The 19668-nt window shown below is 35.3% G+C and carries 26 protein-coding genes; all 26 read right to left on the bottom strand.

The features are described 5' to 3' along the window. Positions 1-780, bottom strand: a complete 780-nt coding sequence (gene fliR / locus BMY57_RS00725) for a flagellar biosynthetic protein FliR (RefSeq protein WP_091772094.1) — start codon at positions 778-780, stop codon at positions 1-3. A 2-nt stretch (positions 781-782) separates the two neighbouring features. Then, positions 783-1052: a flagellar biosynthesis protein FliQ gene (gene fliQ, locus BMY57_RS00720; protein WP_091772093.1), complete on the bottom strand. Its 270-nt coding sequence runs from the start codon at positions 1050-1052 to the stop codon at positions 783-785. A gap of 15 nt (positions 1053-1067) precedes the next feature. Continuing rightward, positions 1068-1736, bottom strand: a complete 669-nt coding sequence (fliP, locus tag BMY57_RS00715; protein ID WP_091772092.1) for a flagellar type III secretion system pore protein FliP — start codon at positions 1734-1736, stop codon at positions 1068-1070. Beyond that, positions 1729-2376 carry a flagellar biosynthetic protein FliO gene (locus BMY57_RS00710; RefSeq protein ID WP_091772091.1) on the bottom strand — a complete coding sequence of 216 codons (648 nt, stop codon included), beginning with the start codon at positions 2374-2376 and terminating at the stop codon, positions 1729-1731. Before BMY57_RS00710 ends, fliP begins: the two co-directional genes overlap by 8 nt. A 20-nt stretch (positions 2377-2396) precedes the next feature. Next, on the bottom strand, positions 2397-2759 hold the full coding sequence (locus tag BMY57_RS00705) for a response regulator (protein ID WP_091772090.1): 363 nt from the start codon (positions 2757-2759) through the stop codon (positions 2397-2399). 18 nt (positions 2760-2777) lie between these two features. Further along, complete coding sequence (fliY, locus tag BMY57_RS00700; RefSeq protein WP_091772089.1) at positions 2778-3929, bottom strand: flagellar motor switch phosphatase FliY; 1152 nt, start codon at positions 3927-3929, stop codon at positions 2778-2780. After that, positions 3922-4914 carry a flagellar motor switch protein FliM gene (gene fliM / locus BMY57_RS00695; RefSeq protein ID WP_091772088.1) on the bottom strand — a complete coding sequence of 331 codons (993 nt, stop codon included), beginning with the start codon at positions 4912-4914 and terminating at the stop codon, positions 3922-3924. The genes fliY and fliM overlap by 8 nt, the downstream gene beginning before the upstream one ends. 37 nt (positions 4915-4951) lie before the next feature. Then, entirely contained in the window at positions 4952-5374 is a 423-nt protein-coding gene (locus tag BMY57_RS00690) for a flagellar basal body-associated FliL family protein (RefSeq protein ID WP_091772087.1), read from the bottom strand. Next, positions 5367-5585, bottom strand: a complete 219-nt coding sequence (locus BMY57_RS00685) for a flagellar FlbD family protein (protein WP_091772086.1) — start codon at positions 5583-5585, stop codon at positions 5367-5369. The genes BMY57_RS00690 and BMY57_RS00685 overlap by 8 nt, the downstream gene beginning before the upstream one ends. 44 nt (positions 5586-5629) lie before the next feature. Then, positions 5630-6526 carry a flagellar basal body rod protein FlgG gene (gene flgG / locus BMY57_RS00680; protein WP_091772085.1) on the bottom strand — a complete coding sequence of 299 codons (897 nt, stop codon included), beginning with the start codon at positions 6524-6526 and terminating at the stop codon, positions 5630-5632. Between the two features lie 81 nt (positions 6527-6607). Continuing rightward, positions 6608-6979: a TIGR02530 family flagellar biosynthesis protein gene (locus BMY57_RS00675; RefSeq protein WP_091772084.1), complete on the bottom strand. Its 372-nt coding sequence runs from the start codon at positions 6977-6979 to the stop codon at positions 6608-6610. Beyond that, positions 6980-7423, bottom strand: a complete 444-nt coding sequence (gene flgD, locus BMY57_RS00670) for a flagellar hook assembly protein FlgD (RefSeq protein WP_256205212.1) — start codon at positions 7421-7423, stop codon at positions 6980-6982. A gap of 2 nt (positions 7424-7425) precedes the next feature. Continuing rightward, positions 7426-8664, bottom strand: coding sequence for a flagellar hook-length control protein FliK (locus BMY57_RS00665; protein WP_091772083.1), 1239 nt, complete (start codon positions 8662-8664; stop codon positions 7426-7428). Between the two features lie 30 nt (positions 8665-8694). Continuing rightward, positions 8695-9255 carry a MotE family protein gene (locus BMY57_RS00660; RefSeq protein ID WP_177176301.1) on the bottom strand — a complete coding sequence of 187 codons (561 nt, stop codon included), beginning with the start codon at positions 9253-9255 and terminating at the stop codon, positions 8695-8697. Positions 9256-9259: 4 nt separating this feature from the next. Continuing rightward, a complete protein-coding gene (gene fliJ, locus BMY57_RS00655; RefSeq protein WP_091772081.1) occupies positions 9260-9706 on the bottom strand; it encodes a flagellar export protein FliJ in 447 nt (148 codons plus the stop codon). Continuing rightward, on the bottom strand, positions 9699-11021 hold the full coding sequence (gene fliI, locus BMY57_RS00650; RefSeq protein ID WP_091772080.1) for a flagellar protein export ATPase FliI: 1323 nt from the start codon (positions 11019-11021) through the stop codon (positions 9699-9701). Before fliI ends, fliJ begins: the two co-directional genes overlap by 8 nt. A gap of 1 nt (position 11022) precedes the next feature. Further along, entirely contained in the window at positions 11023-11772 is a 750-nt protein-coding gene (fliH, locus tag BMY57_RS00645; protein WP_175615304.1) for a flagellar assembly protein FliH, read from the bottom strand. Further along, the gene (gene fliG, locus BMY57_RS00640) at positions 11765-12778 is read right to left on the bottom strand and encodes a flagellar motor switch protein FliG (protein WP_091772078.1); all 1014 of its coding nucleotides are present in this window, start codon (positions 12776-12778) and stop codon (positions 11765-11767) included. The genes fliH and fliG overlap by 8 nt, the downstream gene beginning before the upstream one ends. A gap of 11 nt (positions 12779-12789) precedes the next feature. Beyond that, the gene (gene fliF / locus BMY57_RS00635) at positions 12790-14391 is read right to left on the bottom strand and encodes a flagellar basal-body MS-ring/collar protein FliF (RefSeq protein ID WP_091772077.1); all 1602 of its coding nucleotides are present in this window, start codon (positions 14389-14391) and stop codon (positions 12790-12792) included. A gap of 36 nt (positions 14392-14427) precedes the next feature. Next, positions 14428-14700, bottom strand: a complete 273-nt coding sequence (gene fliE, locus BMY57_RS00630) for a flagellar hook-basal body complex protein FliE (RefSeq protein ID WP_484573254.1) — start codon at positions 14698-14700, stop codon at positions 14428-14430. A 50-nt stretch (positions 14701-14750) separates the two neighbouring features. Next, positions 14751-15206, bottom strand: a complete 456-nt coding sequence (gene flgC / locus BMY57_RS00625; RefSeq protein ID WP_091772076.1) for a flagellar basal body rod protein FlgC — start codon at positions 15204-15206, stop codon at positions 14751-14753. A gap of 2 nt (positions 15207-15208) precedes the next feature. Beyond that, entirely contained in the window at positions 15209-15598 is a 390-nt protein-coding gene (gene flgB, locus BMY57_RS00620; RefSeq protein ID WP_091772075.1) for a flagellar basal body rod protein FlgB, read from the bottom strand. Between the two features lie 231 nt (positions 15599-15829). Continuing rightward, a complete protein-coding gene (codY, locus tag BMY57_RS00615; RefSeq protein WP_091772074.1) occupies positions 15830-16609 on the bottom strand; it encodes a GTP-sensing pleiotropic transcriptional regulator CodY in 780 nt (259 codons plus the stop codon). 26 nt (positions 16610-16635) lie between these two features. After that, positions 16636-18027: an ATP-dependent protease ATPase subunit HslU gene (gene hslU, locus BMY57_RS00610; protein WP_091772073.1), complete on the bottom strand. Its 1392-nt coding sequence runs from the start codon at positions 18025-18027 to the stop codon at positions 16636-16638. Between the two features lie 3 nt (positions 18028-18030). Then, positions 18031-18588: an ATP-dependent protease subunit HslV gene (hslV, locus tag BMY57_RS00605; protein ID WP_091772072.1), complete on the bottom strand. Its 558-nt coding sequence runs from the start codon at positions 18586-18588 to the stop codon at positions 18031-18033. A 17-nt stretch (positions 18589-18605) separates the two neighbouring features. After that, positions 18606-19505: a tyrosine recombinase XerC gene (gene xerC, locus BMY57_RS00600; protein ID WP_439895777.1), complete on the bottom strand. Its 900-nt coding sequence runs from the start codon at positions 19503-19505 to the stop codon at positions 18606-18608. Between the last annotated feature and the right edge of the window lie 163 nt (positions 19506-19668).

Here is a 19668-nt window from a genome sequence, read left to right as displayed (position 1 = left end):
TTACGCCCCTCCTAATATTTGCATGAGATCACGCATGGCTACCAACATGTAGTCAAAAAGATTTGTTATTAATGCAAAGAAAAAGCTAAAAAAGATTAACAAGACGCCAAAACTAACAAGGATTTTTAACGGTAAGCCTACAACAAAAACATTAACTTGTGGTACCGTGCGAGCAATCATTCCTAATGCGACGTCCACTAAAAATAACATTCCAACAATCGGGATTGCCATTTGAAAGGCAATTAAAAACATTTGACCGAAAATATCGATTATGAGTTCAGGAAAAGATGAATCTGAAATATTAATTAATTCGGTTATCCCAATAAATTGATAACTGTAATAAATTCCATCTAATAGTAGATGGTGCGCGTTAGTTGTCACTAATAATAACAACGTAAAAACATAAAAGTATTGCCCTAAAATTGGACTTTGAATCCCTGTCTGTGGATCAACTACATTCGCAATAGCGAATCCCATTTGAAAATCTATGAATCCACCAGCAATTTGGACGGCAACAATGATTATATAAGCGACTAAACCAATCATCAGTCCAACGGTTACTTCTTTTAATAATAAAATGATAAAATAGCCATCAAATATCATAACTGGTATGTCAACAGAGAAGAACATCACCCAAGTTAACATGACGACGAATGCAATTCGATGAGTCATAGGGATTGAGCGATAAGAGAAAAATGGAACCATCATAAAAAATCCAGATAAACGTGCAAATATTAAGAGTATTCCTGGCAGTCTAGCTAAATCTACTGCATCGATCATGATTAACCAACCACTCGAGTTATATTATTAAAAACTTGAATTGTAAACTCAATCATCCGCTGTAACATCCATGGTCCAAAAAAGACTATTCCAACAAAAACGGCTACGATTTTAGGAATAAAGGCTAACGTTTGTTCTTGGATTTGTGTGGTTGCTTGAAAAATACTGACTAAAAGCCCGACCACTAGCGCAAGAATCAATAATGGACCGACAACGATCAAAATAGTGTATACACCATTTTCCGCTAATGAAATGACGGTATCTGCATTCATAGCTAAACCAACTCTCTATAAGTAACTTTCTAAAATGGAATGGGTAATTAAGTACCATCCATCTACCATTACGAACAATAGGATTTTAAACGGTAATGAGATCATAACTGGTGGTAGCATCATCATTCCCATGGACATAAGTACACTGGCAACTGCCATATCAATGACTAAAAATGGGACAAATATCATAAAGCCCATTTGAAAAGCAGTCTTTAATTCACTGATCGCAAATGCCGGAATTAATGCTGTCATTGGTATATCGTCAATTGAATTTGGCCGGTCTGCACCTGAATAATTCAAAAACAACATTAAATCTTTTTGCCTTGTATGGTCAGACATAAACTCTTTAAAGGGTACACTCGCTCGATCATACGCTTCGTCTAATGTAATCTCCTCATTGAACAACGGATCTAACGCTTCATCATATACTTCATTAAACGTTGGAGCCATGATGAAGAATGTTAAAAATAAAGCTAATGCAATTAACACCTGATTGGGTGGCATTTGTTGTGTTGCTAAAGATGTTCTTACAAACCCTAATACAATAACAATTCTCGTAAAACAAGTTAACAATATTAACAGACTAGGTGCTAGCGATAAAATGGTTAAAAGTAATAATAATTGAATTGCGGTAGAAATATTTGTAGGGTCATTTTCTGTAAATATATTCACAAATTCATCCATTTGGAGGACCCTCATTTCTGTCTTTATAACGTTTAAGGAGTCGCTCCCGAGTCTGCTTCATCGATTGTAGTTGATGATTAAATTGTTGTTTCGTATCATCTTGCTGATAAGGATTCGTCGGCTTTTTTTGAAACGATTTTAAAACATCCTGAAATGTAGTTCCTTGCTGATTGTTTTGATTTAACAAATGATCTATCGTTTCTTCATCTTTTATTTCACTTAATAACTGAATATCTTCTCCTACGCCGATCAGATAATAATGTTGGCCAACTCTAATAATCTGTACCGATTTATTAGACCCTAGTGAAAGACCACCTAAATTTTCAAGTGAACGACTTTGCTGATAAAGTTTATTTCGTTTTTGTATAAACTTAAGCAAGAAATAAATCAATGCTAAGACAACAATTAATGCCAACACCATTTTTAGAAAATCCAAAAATAATGATCTGTCTGATTGAAACGCAGTATCAGAACTTTCTTCATTCTGATTGTTTACTAGGTTAGTAGAATCGTTTTCCGATTCTTGATCATCATACAAATCAGATACATTACCATCATTTGGTGATGCCTCTAAAGTAATGGGTTGCTCACATATTATAAATAAGCTAATACTAAGAAGTATTGAAATAAGAGTTCTCATCCATATCTACCTAACTTTTTCTAATTTAGAACCTTCTTAATGGCTTCCAATACACGTTCTGCTTGGAATGGTTTAACAATAAAATCCTTTGCTCCAGCTTGAATGGCATCAATGACCATAGCTTGTTGACCCATCGCTGAACACATAATAATTTTAGCGTCCGGATCATCACTTACAATTTCTTTTAACGCTGCAAGACCATCTTTTTCAGGCATTGTAATATCTAAAGTTACTAAATCTGGTTTTAGTTCATGATATTTTTCAACTGCTTGTGCTCCATCTTCTGCTTCTCCAACAACTTCAAATCCATTTTTTTCAAGAATGTCTTTGATCATCATTCTCATAAATGCTGCATCATCTACAACTAAAATTCTCTCTCCCATTTTGAATCCCCCTTGTATTTATCTTAATTTTTTTAATCGGTCGGATTTGTTTAAGATATCTGTTACTCTAACACCAAAGTTTTCATCGATGACCACAACTTCACCTTTAGCAATCAACTGATTGTTTATAAGAATATCAACAGGCTCTCCTGCTAATTTATCTAGCTCTATGATGGAACCAGTATTTAATTCTAAAATCTCTCTAATCGATTTCCTCGTGCGTCCTAACTCCACTGATACGTTTAGTGGTATATCCATTAATAAATCAAGATTACGGTGTTCAGATGGTGCAACCTTTGATGTATCTTCAAAACTCGAAAATTCTGCCGACTCGATAGGATTAGCATCCTTATTAGAACCACCATAACCAAGTGACTGTGGTTTACGTTCAGCTGTCTTACTTTCAACCATAGGCTCTTGATTCTCCTTAGTCTCATCGTAAGTATTTTCTTTACTAAACTCTTCTTTTAGATTAATTAAGTTTTCAACATACTTCTTCGTAAACTCTAAAGGCATGAGCTGCATAATACTAGAATGTATTAGGTTCCCTACTTTTAAATCAAATGAAACTTTAACGAAATAATCGTCATTTGGGACATAATCCATTCCTTCACCTGTTTTAACATCAATTAATACCGTTTTGGGTGGTGATATATCAATTTTACGATCAAAAACTGAGGATAAACTAGTTGCAGCTGTACCCATCATTTGATTCATAGCTTCTTGAACAGCGCTTAGTTGCAATTCGCCTAAATCAGCATTAGGATTTGTACCATCCCCACCCAACATAAGGTCCGCAATAACTGCTGCATCATAACTTTTGATAATTAATAGATTAAGTCCTTCAACTCCTGAAGTATAATCAACCACTACTGCTACATGCGGAGTTGGAAATTCATCAATTAACTCTTGGTTGCTAACTAAATTCACTGTTGGTGTTGTAATTTCCACTTTCTGATTTAATAGAGTAGATAGAGCGGTAGCTGAACTCCCAAAAGAAATATTACCTAATTCACCGATGGCATCAACTTCCATCGCAGTCAGAATATCTTCGATTGGGGGCTGGGTGTTCGTTTCTGTTTGGTTATTAACTTCTTCGGTGCTCGTCTCCTTTTTACCGTTCAACAATGCGTCAATCTCTTCCTGGGATAACATATCGTCATTACTCATCATCTTCCCCCCTATATTCTTCAATCACTTGAACCGCTAAGTGATTATTTTTCTTTCCAGGTTGTACATAAAACTTAGGTTCATCATTGGTGGTTAATAGTAATGGTTCTTGTATTTTTTGATTTAAGACAATGACATCATCACTTGCTAAATTTAAAAATTCTTCGATTGTAATAGAAGATTCACCTAATAATACTTTTGCATCGACTTCTACTTTTTTAATGTTTTGACTTAAGCGCTCGTATTGTTCTTCGTCTATTTCAGTTACCTTTTCTTCCATCCAGTAATGCATCGATAATTTAGAAATAATTGGCTCAAGTACAATATGTGGGAGACAAATATTGATCATACCGCTTGAATCTCCGATTGTAGTATTCAATGTTATAACAATAACTGTTTCATTTGGAGAAACAAGTTGAACAAACTGAGGATTGACTTCTAGATCTTCTAAGATCAATTCAATATCAATCATAGACGCCCAAGCTTCTTCTAATTGCCCCATGGACTGTTCAAAGGTTCTTTTCATAATCGTTGTTTCAATTTCGGTTAAGTTCTCAACCTTATTCATTCCTGAGCCTTTACCACCAAGCATTCGATCAAGGACGGCATACGCAATATTTGGATTAATTTCAAACACTATTCGACCTTCTAAAGGTGCCACTGAAAAAATGTTTAAAATGGTCTTTTGGGGTACTGATCGAATAAACTCCTCATATGGAATTTGCTCTACTGATGCTAAAGAGATATTCACATAAGTTCTTAATTGTGCTGAAAGGTGTGTGGTTAGTAGTCTCGCAAAATTTTCATGAATTCTCGTTAGCCCTCTAACTTGATCCTTTGAAAACCTTAAAGCACGCTTAAAATCATAAACTTTAACTTTTTTCTCTGCTTCTTCCTCTTTTAGCTCATCAGCATCCATTTCACCACTTGATATTGCTGATAGTAAGGCATCAATTTCACCTTGGGATAATACTTCTTCTGACAACTTTATTCACCTCCATATTGGAGTGAGTTTATAAACTCTACTGTAGTACTTTTTCAATCACATATACCTCTGTCACTAATCCTTCATCTAAAAGTTCATTTAACTTTAATTTAATAGATTCCTCAATTTGTTCTAACCCCGTACGAAAGTCAGCTGACTCTTTTACGGTAAGTACTTTAATAATAGAATTATTGAGTTGAAATCCCTCACCTTTTTGTAAATAACTTAACGCTTGTTGGCTATCCGTGACGATTCGAAATTTTATTTTCACAAATGAACCATCCAACAAATCTGTTGTTATTTCCTCAGTTACAAAGGAATTCTCTACTTGATCATCAATTGATGGTTCGCTCGCTTCACTTGTTGAAGAATCTAGATATAGTAAGGCGACTATTACAATGACTCCAACTAAAGTTAATGTTACGAGACTTGTTAACATAATTTTTATAGGTTTACTCATCCTCTACCCCTTCTTTCTCGGTCAGGTTAATGAGTCCAATTTTTTGGTAATAATCGTTGACCGTGTTTACAACTTCAGACACCGATTCTCTCACAAAATGCTTTTTTCCATTGACTAACGTAATCGTTGTATCTGGTAGTGATTCAATTTTCTCAATATAAAGTGCATTTAATACAAATGGTTGACCGTTTAACCTTGTGATTTTAATCATAATTAGGGCAGGGGCTAAATTTAATCAGCCCCTATTCCTCCTTATTATCGTTTTAGATTAACGAGTTCTTGTAAAATTTCATCAGATGTCGTAATAACTCTTGTGTTGGCTTGGAACCCACGCTGTGAGGTAATCATTTCGGTAAACTCTTCTGATAAATCCACATTGGACATTTCTAAAGATCCTGCGAACAATCCACCGACACCATCACGTTCTGGTGTATAGAGATCATTAAGGTCATTGAATTCATCTCCATCAATTACGACCCCTTCATTACCAGATAATTTATATTGGTTTCCTCCAATCTTTTCTAAACCTTCAGGATTGGAAAATTTGGCGAGTTGGATTTGTCCAGCTGTGTGACCAACACCATCCTCATCAACATAATTAACTTTACCGTCTCCACCAATACTAAAGCCTTGTGCGTTCTCAGGAATTTGGATACGTCCTGCCGTTTCTGCTCCTTCCTCCCCAATAGAACCAACTAAATATTGGCCATTAGCATTAACGATGTAACCATCATCATCTAAATAAAAATTACCTGCTCTCGTAAAACTAATGTCGTCTTGATCTAGTTGAATCTCATCAGTATCACCATTTGCAGACTTCTCAGCCAATACAAACATTCCGTCTCCCTCGATGGCTATATCTAAAGGTCGGTTTGTTGTTTGGCGATTTCCTTGGGTATGAATATTATCAATTGTTCCAGTGGATGAACCTAAACCAACCTGCATTGGATTACGTCCACCTAAAACTGGGCCGCCCCCTTCATTAACTGGAGCAGTTGCACCTTGCATCGTTTGACTCATAAGATCAGAGAACGTTAAACGTCCTTTTTTATAACCGAATGTATTAACATTGGCGATGTTGTTTGATACTACATCAAGTTTTGTTTGAAAACCTTTCATTCCTGAGATTCCTGTGTACATTGAACGTAACATTTAAATCTCTCCTCCCAATATTGGTTTTTATGTGTTACTTCGGTCAGTCCGTAACACGTTAGGCTCCCATACGGTCCAGCCTTAGTCTTGAATAACAATCGTCCCATTAACATTCGTGACAATTTCAGCTTCATTTCGATCCATTGCAGTTATAATCGTATTATTTTTGGCACTTGCGATTAATACGGCATCTTGTAGGATGACTGCAGGATCAGTTACACCTTTCTCTTTGGCTTCATTCATTTTTTCATTAATAACATTCCATGTTTGTTCCGATATTTGTATATTTCTTTCATCTAACCGCTTTTGAGCATGTTTACTGACTTTAATTGAGGACACTTGATTTAAAACATCTTTGAATGATGATGTTTTTATATTCTTATTCGGGCGTGTTGACGTAGAAGGTTGTAATGGTAATGTTTGATGATGTAACGGATTAATTTTATGGCTCAATTACAACACCTCATTTTCATTCATTGATGACTCAATTTCATATACTTGTTCAGCTTTAATAACTTCATCATTCTGTAATGTTAATAAAATGTCTTCTCCTTGGCGTTTTACTGATTTGACAGTAGCTTGTAGTTCCTGAACTTTGTCATCGACCACCGCCCTATAAGTTACTTCCTTCCCAATTAAATGTGAAAACTGTAAAAAATTCTGACTTAACTGCCCATTAAAAAACCTACTAAATTCACTAGACATATTGGTCATTTGCTCTAGTTGTGAAAAGGATGCCATTTGAGCAACAAAATCTTGATCTTTCATCGGGTCTAGTGGGTCTTGATTAGTAAGCTGTGTCATTAAAATCTTCAAAAAGGCATCTTTATCTAAATCAGAATTTGTTTCTGGTCCTCGGTTTTGATTACTTAACATTAATGATGGATCAACTTTCAAACCTACACCTCCTCTTCAAATAGATAGTCTTTAAAAGATTTTTCATTATGTTCATCATTAGAATCTGATTGATTCTGCTCATCTTGTTCTGAACCCTCTCCAGATTTAGATGAATCATCATCTTGATTTAAGAAAGCATGGTTTTCATCTGTTTGAGTCGAATCAACTTGTCGTTCGATTACGACTTGATTTGGAGAAAACATATGTCTTAATTGCTGAATGTTACTTTCAAGCATTTCTTTAGCAGCTTGTGTGGTTACACTGATTTTCACCGCCATTTGACCATCCATTTGAGTAAATTTCACTACCATATCACCTAAATTGGCAGGTTTCAATTGAATTGACAATTGCTTTTGACCACCGATTTGATTGAATCTAGTAGATTGAATAATCTTTTGCAACTGTTCTATTAAGGGTTGTGATGAATTCGTGCTGGTTGACTGTTGCGGTCTTGACATATGAATAACCAGTTGTTCTTGCTGTGATAGGTGTCCTTGATTAGCTGCAACCACTTTAGAACCATCTGCTTGAAGATGAGGATTTCTAGGGATTTGTAATTTATACTCATGAGCAGATTGTTTTGGTTGAACCACTAAATCTTGAACTGCCTTAACCAATTGATTGGATAAAGTACTTGAATGGTTCAATTGACCACTCTTATGATTCGTTATGTGTGATACAAGCTCATTCCATTGGTTTGACCAATTTTTTGGTAATGAGTTTTGAATTTGATGTGAAGATTTTCCATTATTCAATGTGTTACTTAAGTTAAGAATCTGAGCCAGCAGTTTTAAATCACCTTGATTAATCGATCTTGATGGGTCAAATTGATTATTAGTTTTGGGTTGATTGATATTTTGTAATAAAACCATACCGACTAATTCAAAAATCTGATCGGTGTTATAATCTGAGAATTCTTCAGAAATTTGACTAACCAAGTTTGTCAATTCATTAGGCAGTTCATCACCTAACACCTGACTGAGTTCTCTCAGTGATTCAATTAATTGCTTGGCGTCTTGATCAAGTGATTGGTCACCCTGCATTAACTTCTCCAGGATAGATTCTAAGGCTTGTCTAAACGATGTTATTAACTCAGAGTCAGAAGACAAATTTAATTCACCAGCCGCTATTTTTTCATTAATCATAGATTTAAAATCATGTCCTTTAGTATTGATCGCTCTAGTGCTTAAATTAGATGAAGTAGAATTAAACATTATTAGACCACCGATTGCCATTTCCATGTTCTCACCCCCTTTCAAGTTTATTTTGAACTATTGATTAAACAATTCGTTTGTAAAAGAGGCTGCATCTTCTGCTTCCATAGCACTTAATATTGAACCTCTTGTATCATCCGGGAGCTGAGCTAGCACTTGAACAGCATGATTGCTCTCCATTTCAACGATAATATCAGCTGCTTTTTCTGGTTCCATTTCCTTAAAGGAATTGGTTAGTTTTTTTACAGATTCTTCTTGATAAATCTGATGATCATTTAATTCATTAATTTGACTCTCGTATTCTTGAATTTGTTCTTCTAACTCTTGAATTTGGTCATCTTTATTTTTTATTTGTGTTTGTAAATCATCGATATCAGCTTCTCGGTCTTTAATGGCAGCTTCATAATGGCCTAATTCCGTTTCTTCTTGCTCATCATCTGAATCCGATGCAATAAATGGAATTTTTGATCCAACGTCTTGGACTTTTTGCCATACATCTACACCTGCGACAGACGAAATAATAAACGTTAATATAATCGCGAAAATTAAAAGAACAATAATCGCAAATAAAAACCATTGGAATTTTTTTGCTTGCTTAACTTCATGTTCAACCGACATGTAATCACCCATTTACTCTAACGTATTGCTGTACAGACACCTCATCAAGCTGTTGATTTTCTAAGTTTTTCATTCTTTTCTTTAAAGCGATGAGTCGATTTTCTTTAACTTTTTCTAACTTCTTATATTCAAAGTGTGCTTCAGTTCGTTTTTGTTCTTTATCTTGCATATTCATTCGTGCTTGATGAACTTTCATTTGTAATTCGTTCTCTTTTTTCTTTAATTGATCTAGTTGTTGCTGATAATTTAATAATTCATAAGCTTTTATGCGGGATTTTAAATGGTCATTTAAAGCTTTTTCTATTTTTTCTTTCGTTTTTAATAAATCGTATAATTGATTCCCTACTGTTTCGAAGTATTCCATTGCTCGTTTGAACTGTGCCTGGGATTGATTAAATTGTTCTTCTTTAAATTCTAATAATTTATCAATCGAACGTAATTCATTATTCATTAGCTACACCTACTAAATCTATTAAATTTGTGATTGCATCATCAAATGATACTCCCTGGTCCATAGATTGGTATAAATACTTCAAAATCTTCGGCTGATAATAAATAGCTTCATCTACATGACTCGAAGATCCCTTTTTATACGCTCCAATTTGGATTAATTCTTTGTTTTCTTCATATATAGCTAATAAATTTCTTAAACGTTGACTAGCACTCATATGTTCAGGAGTAGTGATTTTCTGCATTAATCGGCTAACAGATTTGAGTATATTAATAGCTGGAAACTGTCCTCTCTCAGCTAAGCTTCGATCTAAAACAAAATGCCCATCTAATAAACCACGAACAGCGTCAGCAATCGGTTCATCCATATCATCACCATCAACTAAAACTGTGTAAAATGCAGTAATACTTCCATTCTTGTCTGTTCCAGTTCGTTCTAACAACTGTGGTAACATAGCAAAAACACTCGGAGTGTACCCTTTAGTTGTCGGAGGTTCACCACTTGCTAAGCCGACTTCGCGCTGGGCCATCGCAATTCTTGTTAATGAATCCATCATCAAGTTCACATGAAAACCTTTTTCTCTAAAATATTCGCTAATGGCCGTTGCAGTAAAAGCACCTTTAATTCTTTGCAACGCTGGCTGATCAGAAGTAGCTACTACGACAATTGATTTTTTTAATCCTTCTTCGCCTAATTCGTGTTCAATAAACTCTCTAACTTCTCTACCACGTTCCCCAAGTAATGCGAACACATTAATATCGGCATCGCTGTTTCGAGCTAACATTCCTAATAAAGTACTTTTACCTACACCACTACCAGCGAAAATCCCAACACGTTGACCCCTTCCGACTGTTAAACAACTGTCAATGGCTTTTATTCCAGTTGATAAAGGTTCTCTGATCGGTGGTCGACTTAATGGGTTCGGAGGCTCTTGATCAGTAGAATAATGTATCAATCTACTTGGATTCGAGTTGTATATTTGGTTTAAAGGCTCTCCAAGTCCATTTAGTACTTGACCAATTAAGTCTTCTCCAACTTTTACCGTTAACGGCTCATGAGTCGTCTCAACTAAACTTCCTGGTCCAATTTGATTAGTTCTTTCATATGGCATTAATAATACGTGCTCGTTTTGAAAACCCACTACTTCTGCTTTCAACTTTTTGGCAGTCTTTTTGTTATGAATCAAGCAGACATCTCCTAAATTCACTTCTGGACCTTTAGATTTTAATAAGACCCCCACATTTCGATAAACCTTACCGAATCTTTTTATTAGATCACATTTTTCAATAGAATCTAGAACACTTTCTGTATTCAATTTATTCAACCCCTTTAGTAAGACCTAAAAGGTGTTGTTTTAACTGCTCTAATTGTGTATCAATACTAGAGTCAATAATCCCATAAGGTGACTCGACTATACATGATTTATGAGATAAAGTTTCGTCTGGATATAACGTGATCTTTGCTTTATTAGGAAATAATTGTTCAATTTCTTCTCGATATTCAGTTATTAGTCCATATTCATTTGGATGAACCTTAATCATTATGTCTGATTGTTCTATGACTTCTTTAATCGTAGCTTTAACAATTTTTATGAAGTTCTCTGGTTCATCAATTAACTTTTGATGTAAAATTTTCTCAGCAGATTTGATTGCGATTTGAACAATATCCTGCTCAGAATTTATTAAGACTGACCGATATTCTTTTTCGGTTTGACTAACGATTTGTTGGGCTGTTTTAATTAACGCTTCATGTTCTTGTTCGGCTTTTAACAGCCCTTCTTGATAACCCGCATCGTATCCAGAATCTTTAGCTTCTTTAATCGCTTTTTCTTTTTGAATTATCGTCTCATTTTTAATAGTTTCAGCTTGTTGTCTTGCTTCTTCTAAAATTCGTTGCGCTTCAGCTTTAGATTGTTCAACTTCTTGTTGAGCTAGTTTTAACACTAGTTGAGGGTCTTGGTCAGTACTTTGTTGATCTTTTGTTTTTTCTTTATAAGCATGAACCGATTTTAATTGAATTAATTTCTTAGGATGACTTTGCTCATTCCATTTATGAATATTAGACAATGATATCGTCACCTCCACCACGAGCGATTACTATTTCACCCATTTCTTCTAATTTTCTAATGGTTGCGACGATTCTTGTTTGAGATTCTTCAACATCTTTCAACCTAACAGGACCCATATATTCAATTTCATCTTTAATGGTTTCTGCCATTCGACTGGACATATTTTGATAAAGTACTTCCTGTACCTCTTCACTAGCCACTTTCAGTGCTAAAGTGAGGTCTTCGTTCTCAACATCACGAATAACGCGTTGAATGGCTCGATTATCAAGAGTAACAATATCTTCAAATACAAACATTCTCTTTTTAATTTCATCAGCAAGCTCTGGATCCTTCATCTCAAGATCGTCTAATATTGTACGTTCAGTTGAGCGATCAACACCATTTAAGATTTGAACAATAGACTCTACTCCACCTGTTTCGGTGAAATCTTGCGTGACGGTCGTTGATAACTTTCTTTCTAGTAATTTTTCAACATCACTAATTACTTCAGGAGGGGCCGAGTCCATTACGGCGATCCGTCTGGCTATATCAGATTGTTGCTCTTCAGGTAATTCAGATAATATTTGTGATGCTTGCTCTGAATCAAGATATGATAGAATCAAAGCAATCGTCTGAGGGTGCTCATTCTGAATAAAATTATAGATTTGACTTGGATCTGATTGTCTCGCAAAATCAAATGGTCTAACTTGTAAAGACGATGTTAACCTACCAATAATCTGATTGGCCTGGTTTTCTCCTAACGCTTTTTCTAATACGGTTTTAGCATAGTTAATGCCACCTTGAGAAATGTAGTCTTGAGCTAAGGCCATCTGATGAAACTGCTCTAAAACTTCTTCTTTTTGAGTGCCATCTACTTTTTTAACTGAGGATATTTCTAAAGTTAATCGTTCTATTTCTTCCTCAGATAAATGTTTATACACTTGAGCTGACACGTCAGGGCCTAGTGAGATTAAAAGGACTGCTGCTTTCTGTTTACCTGTAAGTTTCCCTTTTTTTGTTGCCATTCTATTGCCTCCTAATCCTCAGTAATCCAAGTTCGAATTAATTTAGCGAATTCATCAGGCTTTTCTTGGGCAAGTTTTTCTAGTTGTTTTCGACGCATATCCGATTCAGATTCCATATCAGGAATCGATGGTAATTCTTCCTCTTCTACTTGTGGACCAACTACTTCTTCAGACTGAACCCATTCTTCACTTGACTTATTTTTTCTAGCCATTAAAAAGATTAATAGAATAATAACTAAAATCAAGGCTACACCAACAATATAAACCCACGTTGGGATTGATGAAGGTTCATTAGGAGTATTAGGTTCATTTGAGAAAGGTTGAAAGGCAATGTGCACTTTATCAGCCGGATTAAACGTATCGTTATTGTTAATGACTTCTGAAGAAATAGATGTTTCTATCATGGAAGAAAGTATAGCTTGAATATCTTCTTCAACATTCATCATCTCAGCTTCTGATAACGTTACAGTCTCTCCGTTTTCTTCAACCGTGTTATCTACGGCTACTTGAACCCCAATATCTCTTACCTCATATGGGCTTTCAACAATCTCACGACGAACACGATTAAATTCGTGATTAATCGTTTCACGTACCATTTCATAATCAGATAATCGATCTGGGTCTTCTTCACCTAAGTACTCTGGTATATCCGTTTCACCTTCTGGTAATTGACCACCATCCAAACCTGCATAGGTTTCTGTTACACGTTCAACACTAACAGGTAAGCCTTCCATCGCTTCTACATCAACTGGTTCTACTAGTTCTTCAACTCGATTCTCAACGGTAAAATCAATATCAGTTGTAACTGATACAACGACTTTGTTTTGTCCAATCATCGTGCCGAGTAGCCTTTGCACTCGACGCTGTAAATCCCGCTCGATGTCTTTCTTTATGTTTTGTTGTTCTGTATATGTATTGCCACCGCCGATTGAATTGGACTGATTTAAATCGTAATATTCCGAGTATTGGTTCATAATCACAATGTTTTCTGCCGGCAAATTTTCGACTGCTTTAGATACTAGATGGTATAAACTTTGAATCTCAGATTGTTCAAATTGATGATTGTAACTAGTATTTAAAACTATAGATGCAGATGACTCTTCTGGTTGTTCACCTACAAAAACTGATTCTTTGGGCCGGTTGATTAATACTTTTGCATCATCTACACCATCTATTGTAGTTATTAGTTCAGCTAACTCTGTTTGTAAAGCGTCAAGTTCTATAATTTGACGCTCCTCACTCGTCATTCCCCAAGATACATTTTCACTAAAAAATGAATAATCAATGTTCCCACTATTAGGAATTCCTTGAGCAGCAAAATCTACTAATAATCCATCTGCTTGACCTTCAGGTACTAATATGGTTGTTCCACCGTCTGCTAATTCATATTTGACTCCTCGACTATCAAGTTCCTCTGTTAACTGGCCGGATTCTTCCAAAGATAGATTGTTATATAATGGCACCATATTACTTGAAGTAAGAAGAGTCGTCGCGATGATTAGTATTAAGATCAGCCCAACAACTCCAGAAGTGATTCCAATTTTTTGTGATTTGGTGCGACCACTCCAAAATTCTACGACTTTGTTCTTATATTGTTGTATTGTTCCGTTCATCGTAGTCCTCCGATTCTTTAAACCTTACTTCTATATTTAAATTTGCATACGCATAATTTCTTTATAAGCATCAATTGCTTTACTTTGCATTTGAGTAGCAGTTTGTAATGAAACACTCGCTTTTTGAGATGCAATCATGACTTCATGTAAATCATCAATTTCACCTGAAACAAGAGCGTTTGTCTTTTGATCTGATACTTGTTGCATTTCATTTACATTATTTACAGCATCTTTTAATGCCTGGGCAAATTTTGCATGTGTATCACTAGGTGTCGTTTGTTGATTAACTGTATTTTGAACAGACTTTATATCAGAATTTAAAAAACTAGCGTTAATTGGTTTCAAATAGACTCAACTCCTTATCTACCGATTTCTAAGGCTTTCATTAACATGCCTTTTGAAGCATTCAAGGCTGTCACATTTGCTTCGTAAGTCCTAGTTGTACTCATTAAATCTATCATTTCTTTTAATGGGTCGACATTTGGCATTGAAACATACCCATCTTCATTTGCATCTGGATGTTCGGGATTATAAACTTCTTTAAAAGGAGACGGATCTTCAACAACCCAACTAACCCGAACACCTTCGCCTTGAGAATTAGCTTTATTCATAGCTTTGTTTAAAAAATTATTAAACTGTTGCCCACGCGGCTCTTGCACGACTGTTTTCTTACGATAAGGCTCCCATTCCCCATTGTCGTTTACACGTGCTCGAGTCGTATCTGCATTAGCTAAATTAGATGAAATAACATCCATTTTAAATCGATTTGCAGTAAGAGCACTACTGTTTATGTTCATACCATCAAATATGCTCATGACTAATTCCCTCCATTTAACACGCTTTTAATCGAATTAAACTTACCATTGATACGTTCCACTAAGGCCTGGTAATAAATTTGATTCTCAGCTAGCTCTGACATTTCCTTGTCCAAATCCACACTATTACCATTATGATTGTATGTAACCCCAGTCCTCGTCGAAGTTTTAATCTCATTAGAAGTTTGATGAAATGGTAAATGCTTCTCATGTGTTTTATTAGCTTGTAGATGGCCTTGGGCTTGGCTTAAATGTTCCTTAAACGAAACATCCTTTGCTTTATAATTCGGTGTATCTACATTAGCAATATTTTGAGCAATCGCTCTGTTTTTTACAGAAGAATACTTTAAACCATTTTCTAAATTAGTAATCGTATCACTAAATAATTTCATCAAAACACCTCGACATTTTTGGTAATACAAAAATAAATAAAAATTCCATATTATTCTACAGTTTTTACGTCCATATTACAATTTTATGATTACATTATTACATAAATCGAGAGTTAATGATACAGTTTGGAGGAATTTTTATGAAATTTGTCGAAATCCCTCTACTGACTAAAAAGACACAAAAAAAGACCAGGTCAGATGACCTAGTCTTATACTTATACAACTACTAAATTACCTAATGGTGTGCTTTTCTAATTCTAATAAAAACTTGTCATTTAAGACTTTAATATAAGTACCCTTCATACCTAGTGAGCGTGATTCTATAACGCCTGCACTTTCTAGTTTACGAAGAGCGTTAACAATAACAGAACGCGTAATACCTACACGATCAGCGATTTTACTTGCGACAAGTAACCCTTCTTGTCCATCTAATTCTTCAAAAATATGTTCAATCGCTTCTAACTCACTATATGAAAGTGAGTTTATAGCCATTTGAACAACTGCTTTACTTCTCGCTTCTTCTTCGATTTCTTCAGATTTCTGGTGAAGAATTTCCATACCTACAACAGTTGCTGCATATTCTGCAAGTAGTAGGTCATCTTCTTCGAATGAATCTTCTAAACGACTAAGGATTAGAGTACCTAATCGTTCACCACCACCAATGATTGGAACAAGTGTTGTTAAACCACTAGCAAACAACTCTTTGTTTTCAACCGGGAAAGCTGTATAACTACTATCAATATCAATATTAGCTGTTGTTTCATTGATATTAAATAACTGTTGAGTATACTCGTCAGGGAAGCGACGATCTTCTAGCATTTGTTTCATACGCTCATTCTCAATCTCTTGATTAATTGCAAAACCTAATAACTTCCCTTTACGACTAAGGACGAATACGTTAGCAGAGATCACGTCACGCATAGTAGCTGACATGTCGTTAAAGTTAACAGCATTTCCTTTAGTTTTTTGTAACATTGCATTAATGACTCTTGTTTTTTCTAATAAATTCATTTTTATTTCCTCCTAAATTATGTTTTTTATAATATAAACTGAGACAAGTCTCTATTTTTAACAATATTTGATAGCTTATCATCAACATACTGTTCGGTGATTTCTACAGTTTCTAGATTAATATCAGGTGCTTCAAACGATAAATCTTCTAAAAGTTTTTCCATAATCGTATGCAGTCTTCTAGCACCAATATTATCTGTTTCTTGATTGACCTCGAATGCAATCTCTGCAATTCTCTTAATCGCATCTTCCTTAAACTCTAACTGGATCCCTTCTGTTTCTAAAAGAGCTGTATACTGTTTAATAATCGCGTTAGAAGGTTCCGTCAATATATTGATGAAGTCTTCAATGATTAATTTGTTTAATTCCACTCTAATAGGAAATCGCCCTTGAAGTTCTGGAATTAAATCAGAAGGCTTAGCCATATGAAATGCTCCCGCGGAAATAAATAGCATATGGTCAGTTTTAACGGCACCATATTTGGTCATGACCGTTGACCCTTCTACAATCGGTAATATGTCACGCTGGACACCTTCACGAGATACATTGGCATGTCCTTCATCTTTGCCACACACTTTATCAATTTCATCAATGAAAATGATACCAGACTGTTCCGCCTGATCTATGGCAACCTGATGAATATCATCCATGTCAATCATTTTTTCAGCTTCCACTTGTGTTAAGACTTCTCTTGCTTCTGATACTGGAAGACGACGTTTCTTCTTCTTTTTAGGCATAAATTGACTAAAAGCATCTTGCATATTCATTCCCATTTGCTCAATACCCGAACCTTGAAGCATGTCAAACATCGACGCTTGTTGCTCTTCTACCTCAATGGTCACCATTCGGTCTTCTAATTCTCCCAATTCGAGTTGATGCTGAATGCGTTGTCGCTCTTGTTTAATATCTGTTTCCTCATTCTCAGGTTGTTGTGTCTGTTCTTGGGACGAGTTATTAAACAGCATTTCAAATGGGTTTTTCATTTGATGATTTTTCTTTTTAGATGGCACTAGTAATTCTACAATTCGTTTATTCGCCATTTGTCTTGCTTCATCTTGGATTTCTAACATTTTTTCTTCTTTAACCATTCGTACACTAGTATCCACGAGATCACGAACCATTGATTCAACATCGCGGCCGACATAACCGACTTCTGTAAACTTCGTTGCTTCAACTTTTACAAAAGGGGCGCCTACTAGTTTAGCCAACCGTCGAGCAAGTTCTGTTTTTCCCACTCCTGTAGGACCAATCATCAAAATATTTTTTGGAACTATTTCCTCTCGAATATCCGGTTCCATTTGCATTCTGCGGTATCTATTTCTTAACGCTACAGCTAAAGCTTTCTTTGCATCTTGCTGACCAATAATGTATTGATCAAGCTTTTCCACTAATTGCCGTGGTGTTGCTTTTGTGCTCATGCTTTATTCTCCTTTTTCATCTAGAGTTTCAACTATGATTTGATCATTAGTAAAAACACAAATTTCACTTGCAATTTCTAAGGCTGCTCTAGCTATTCCCTCAGCTGTTTGCTCTTGACTATAACGCTTAAGTGCTCTTCCAGCGCTTAATGCGTAATGTCCTCCTGAGCCGATTGCTAAGATTTGATCATCCGGTTCAATCACTTCGCCTGTACCAGAGACTAATAACATCGTATCTTCACTCATAACAATTAACATGGCTTCGAGCTTTCGTAACACTTTGTCACTACGCCATTCTTTTGCCAATTCAACGGCTGCACGAGTTAAATTGCCATTGTATTTCTCTAAATAAGATTCAAACTTTTCAAATAATGTAAAAGCATCTGCAACTGAACCTGCAAATCCTGCTAAAACTTTACCGTTAAATAACTTTCTAACTTTACGAGCTTTATGCTTCATGACGACCTGATTACCAAATGTCACTTGGCCATCACCGCTCATGGCAGCTTTACCATTATGTAAACAAGCAAATATCGTTGTAGCATGAAATTGTTGTTCCAATGTATCCCTCTCCTATATTAAGATCTTGGATGTGCGTTCTTATAAACTTTCTGTAAATAATCTTTTGTCACGTGCGTGTATACTTGTGTAGAAGATAGGCTTTCATGTCCAAGCATTTCTTGAACGGTTCTTAAGTCGGCCCCTTCGTTTAATAAATGGGTCGCAAATGTATGTCGTAATTTATGTGGATGAATCGTTGATGTTAACGACGCACGTTTGATCATCTCATTTAAAACATATCGAACGCCTCTTTCAGTAATCGGTTTACCTCTATTGTTTAAGAATACTTTGTCTGTAGCATCATTACTTTTCTTCAATAACTCTTGACGTCCTTCGTTTAAAAAAGTTTCAAGAGCGTGTTGAGCGAATGATCCAAAAGGTACATACCGTTCTTTATTCCCTTTTCCATGAATTAATATCGTATTAATCGAAAAATCTATGTCATTTTTTTGAATTTTAACTAATTCACTCACACGAATGCCTGTTGCGTAGAACACTTCTAAAATTGCCTGGTTTCTTTGACCAATTGGTGTCCTTAAATCTTCAACTTCAAAAAGTTTAACGAGTTCTTCTTCGTAGAAAAACTCAGGTAACTTCTTTTGTGATTTAGGCATCGTCACCTGTTGAAAAGGGTTATGTGTCACAATTCCTTCATGCTCTAAAAAATTATAAAAAGTTCTTAAACTTGATAATTTACGAGATACTGAACGCCTTGAAAGATTTTGTTTATATAATTCAGTTAAAAACACTCTGATTGTTGTATGAGTAACCTGTTCAAATTCATGAATAACCTCATGATCTAAAAAGACCAAAAATTGATTAACATCATCGATATAATGTTTAACCGTTAAAGGAGAGGCGTTTTTCTCAATTTTTAGAAAGTCTTGAAACGCTTCAACATTACTTGAGTTCGCCACCAAATAGCTCCCCTTTCCAAAACGATTAAATCTTATCAAACTTTTCAAAGTATTTCAACAATTTTTTCGCGTTTGTCAAAATAAATTAATTTAAAACCTAACCAATCGCATATTTTATATGAAGGGGAGTAGAGAGTCAACGTAAACCTCTTGACTACATACA

The organism is Piscibacillus halophilus (assembly GCF_900110685.1).
In the GTDB taxonomy this organism is placed as follows: Bacteria; Bacillota; Bacilli; order Bacillales; family Alkalibacillaceae; genus Piscibacillus; species Piscibacillus halophilus.
The sequence above is the reverse complement of the archived record's forward strand: the minus strand, read 5'-3'. Positions and strand labels throughout refer to the sequence as shown.

What these genes read in the sequence shown, in the direction of transcription:
- fliR (WP_091772094.1), bottom strand. Translation starts at nt 780, where the DNA reads ATGATCGATGCAGTAGATTTAGCTAGACTGCCAGGAATACTCTTAATA.
- fliQ (WP_091772093.1), bottom strand. Translation starts at nt 1,052, where the DNA reads ATGAATGCAGATACCGTCATTTCATTAGCGGAAAATGGTGTATACACT.
- fliP (WP_091772092.1), bottom strand. Translation starts at nt 1,736, where the DNA reads ATGGATGAATTTGTGAATATATTTACAGAAAATGACCCTACAAATATT.
- BMY57_RS00710 (WP_091772091.1), bottom strand. Translation starts at nt 2,376, where the DNA reads ATGAGAACTCTTATTTCAATACTTCTTAGTATTAGCTTATTTATAATA.
- BMY57_RS00705 (WP_091772090.1), bottom strand. Translation starts at nt 2,759, where the DNA reads ATGGGAGAGAGAATTTTAGTTGTAGATGATGCAGCATTTATGAGAATG.
- fliY (WP_091772089.1), bottom strand. Translation starts at nt 3,929, where the DNA reads ATGAGTAATGACGATATGTTATCCCAGGAAGAGATTGACGCATTGTTG.
- BMY57_RS00690 (WP_091772087.1), bottom strand. Translation starts at nt 5,374, where the DNA reads ATGAGTAAACCTATAAAAATTATGTTAACAAGTCTCGTAACATTAACT.
- BMY57_RS00685 (WP_091772086.1), bottom strand. Translation starts at nt 5,585, where the DNA reads ATGATTAAAATCACAAGGTTAAACGGTCAACCATTTGTATTAAATGCA.
- flgG (WP_091772085.1), bottom strand. Translation starts at nt 6,526, where the DNA reads ATGTTACGTTCAATGTACACAGGAATCTCAGGAATGAAAGGTTTTCAA.
- BMY57_RS00665 (WP_091772083.1), bottom strand. Translation starts at nt 8,664, where the DNA reads ATGGAAATGGCAATCGGTGGTCTAATAATGTTTAATTCTACTTCATCT.
- BMY57_RS00660 (WP_177176301.1), bottom strand. Translation starts at nt 9,255, where the DNA reads ATGTCGGTTGAACATGAAGTTAAGCAAGCAAAAAAATTCCAATGGTTT.
- fliJ (WP_091772081.1), bottom strand. Translation starts at nt 9,706, where the DNA reads ATGAATAATGAATTACGTTCGATTGATAAATTATTAGAATTTAAAGAA.
- fliG (WP_091772078.1), bottom strand. Translation starts at nt 12,778, where the DNA reads ATGGCAACAAAAAAAGGGAAACTTACAGGTAAACAGAAAGCAGCAGTC.
- fliF (WP_091772077.1), bottom strand. Translation starts at nt 14,391, where the DNA reads ATGAACGGAACAATACAACAATATAAGAACAAAGTCGTAGAATTTTGG.
- flgC (WP_091772076.1), bottom strand. Translation starts at nt 15,206, where the DNA reads ATGAGCATATTTGATGGTATGAACATAAACAGTAGTGCTCTTACTGCA.
- flgB (WP_091772075.1), bottom strand. Translation starts at nt 15,598, where the DNA reads ATGAAATTATTTAGTGATACGATTACTAATTTAGAAAATGGTTTAAAG.
- codY (WP_091772074.1), bottom strand. Translation starts at nt 16,609, where the DNA reads ATGAATTTATTAGAAAAAACAAGAGTCATTAATGCAATGTTACAAAAA.
- hslU (WP_091772073.1), bottom strand. Translation starts at nt 18,027, where the DNA reads ATGAGCACAAAAGCAACACCACGGCAATTAGTGGAAAAGCTTGATCAA.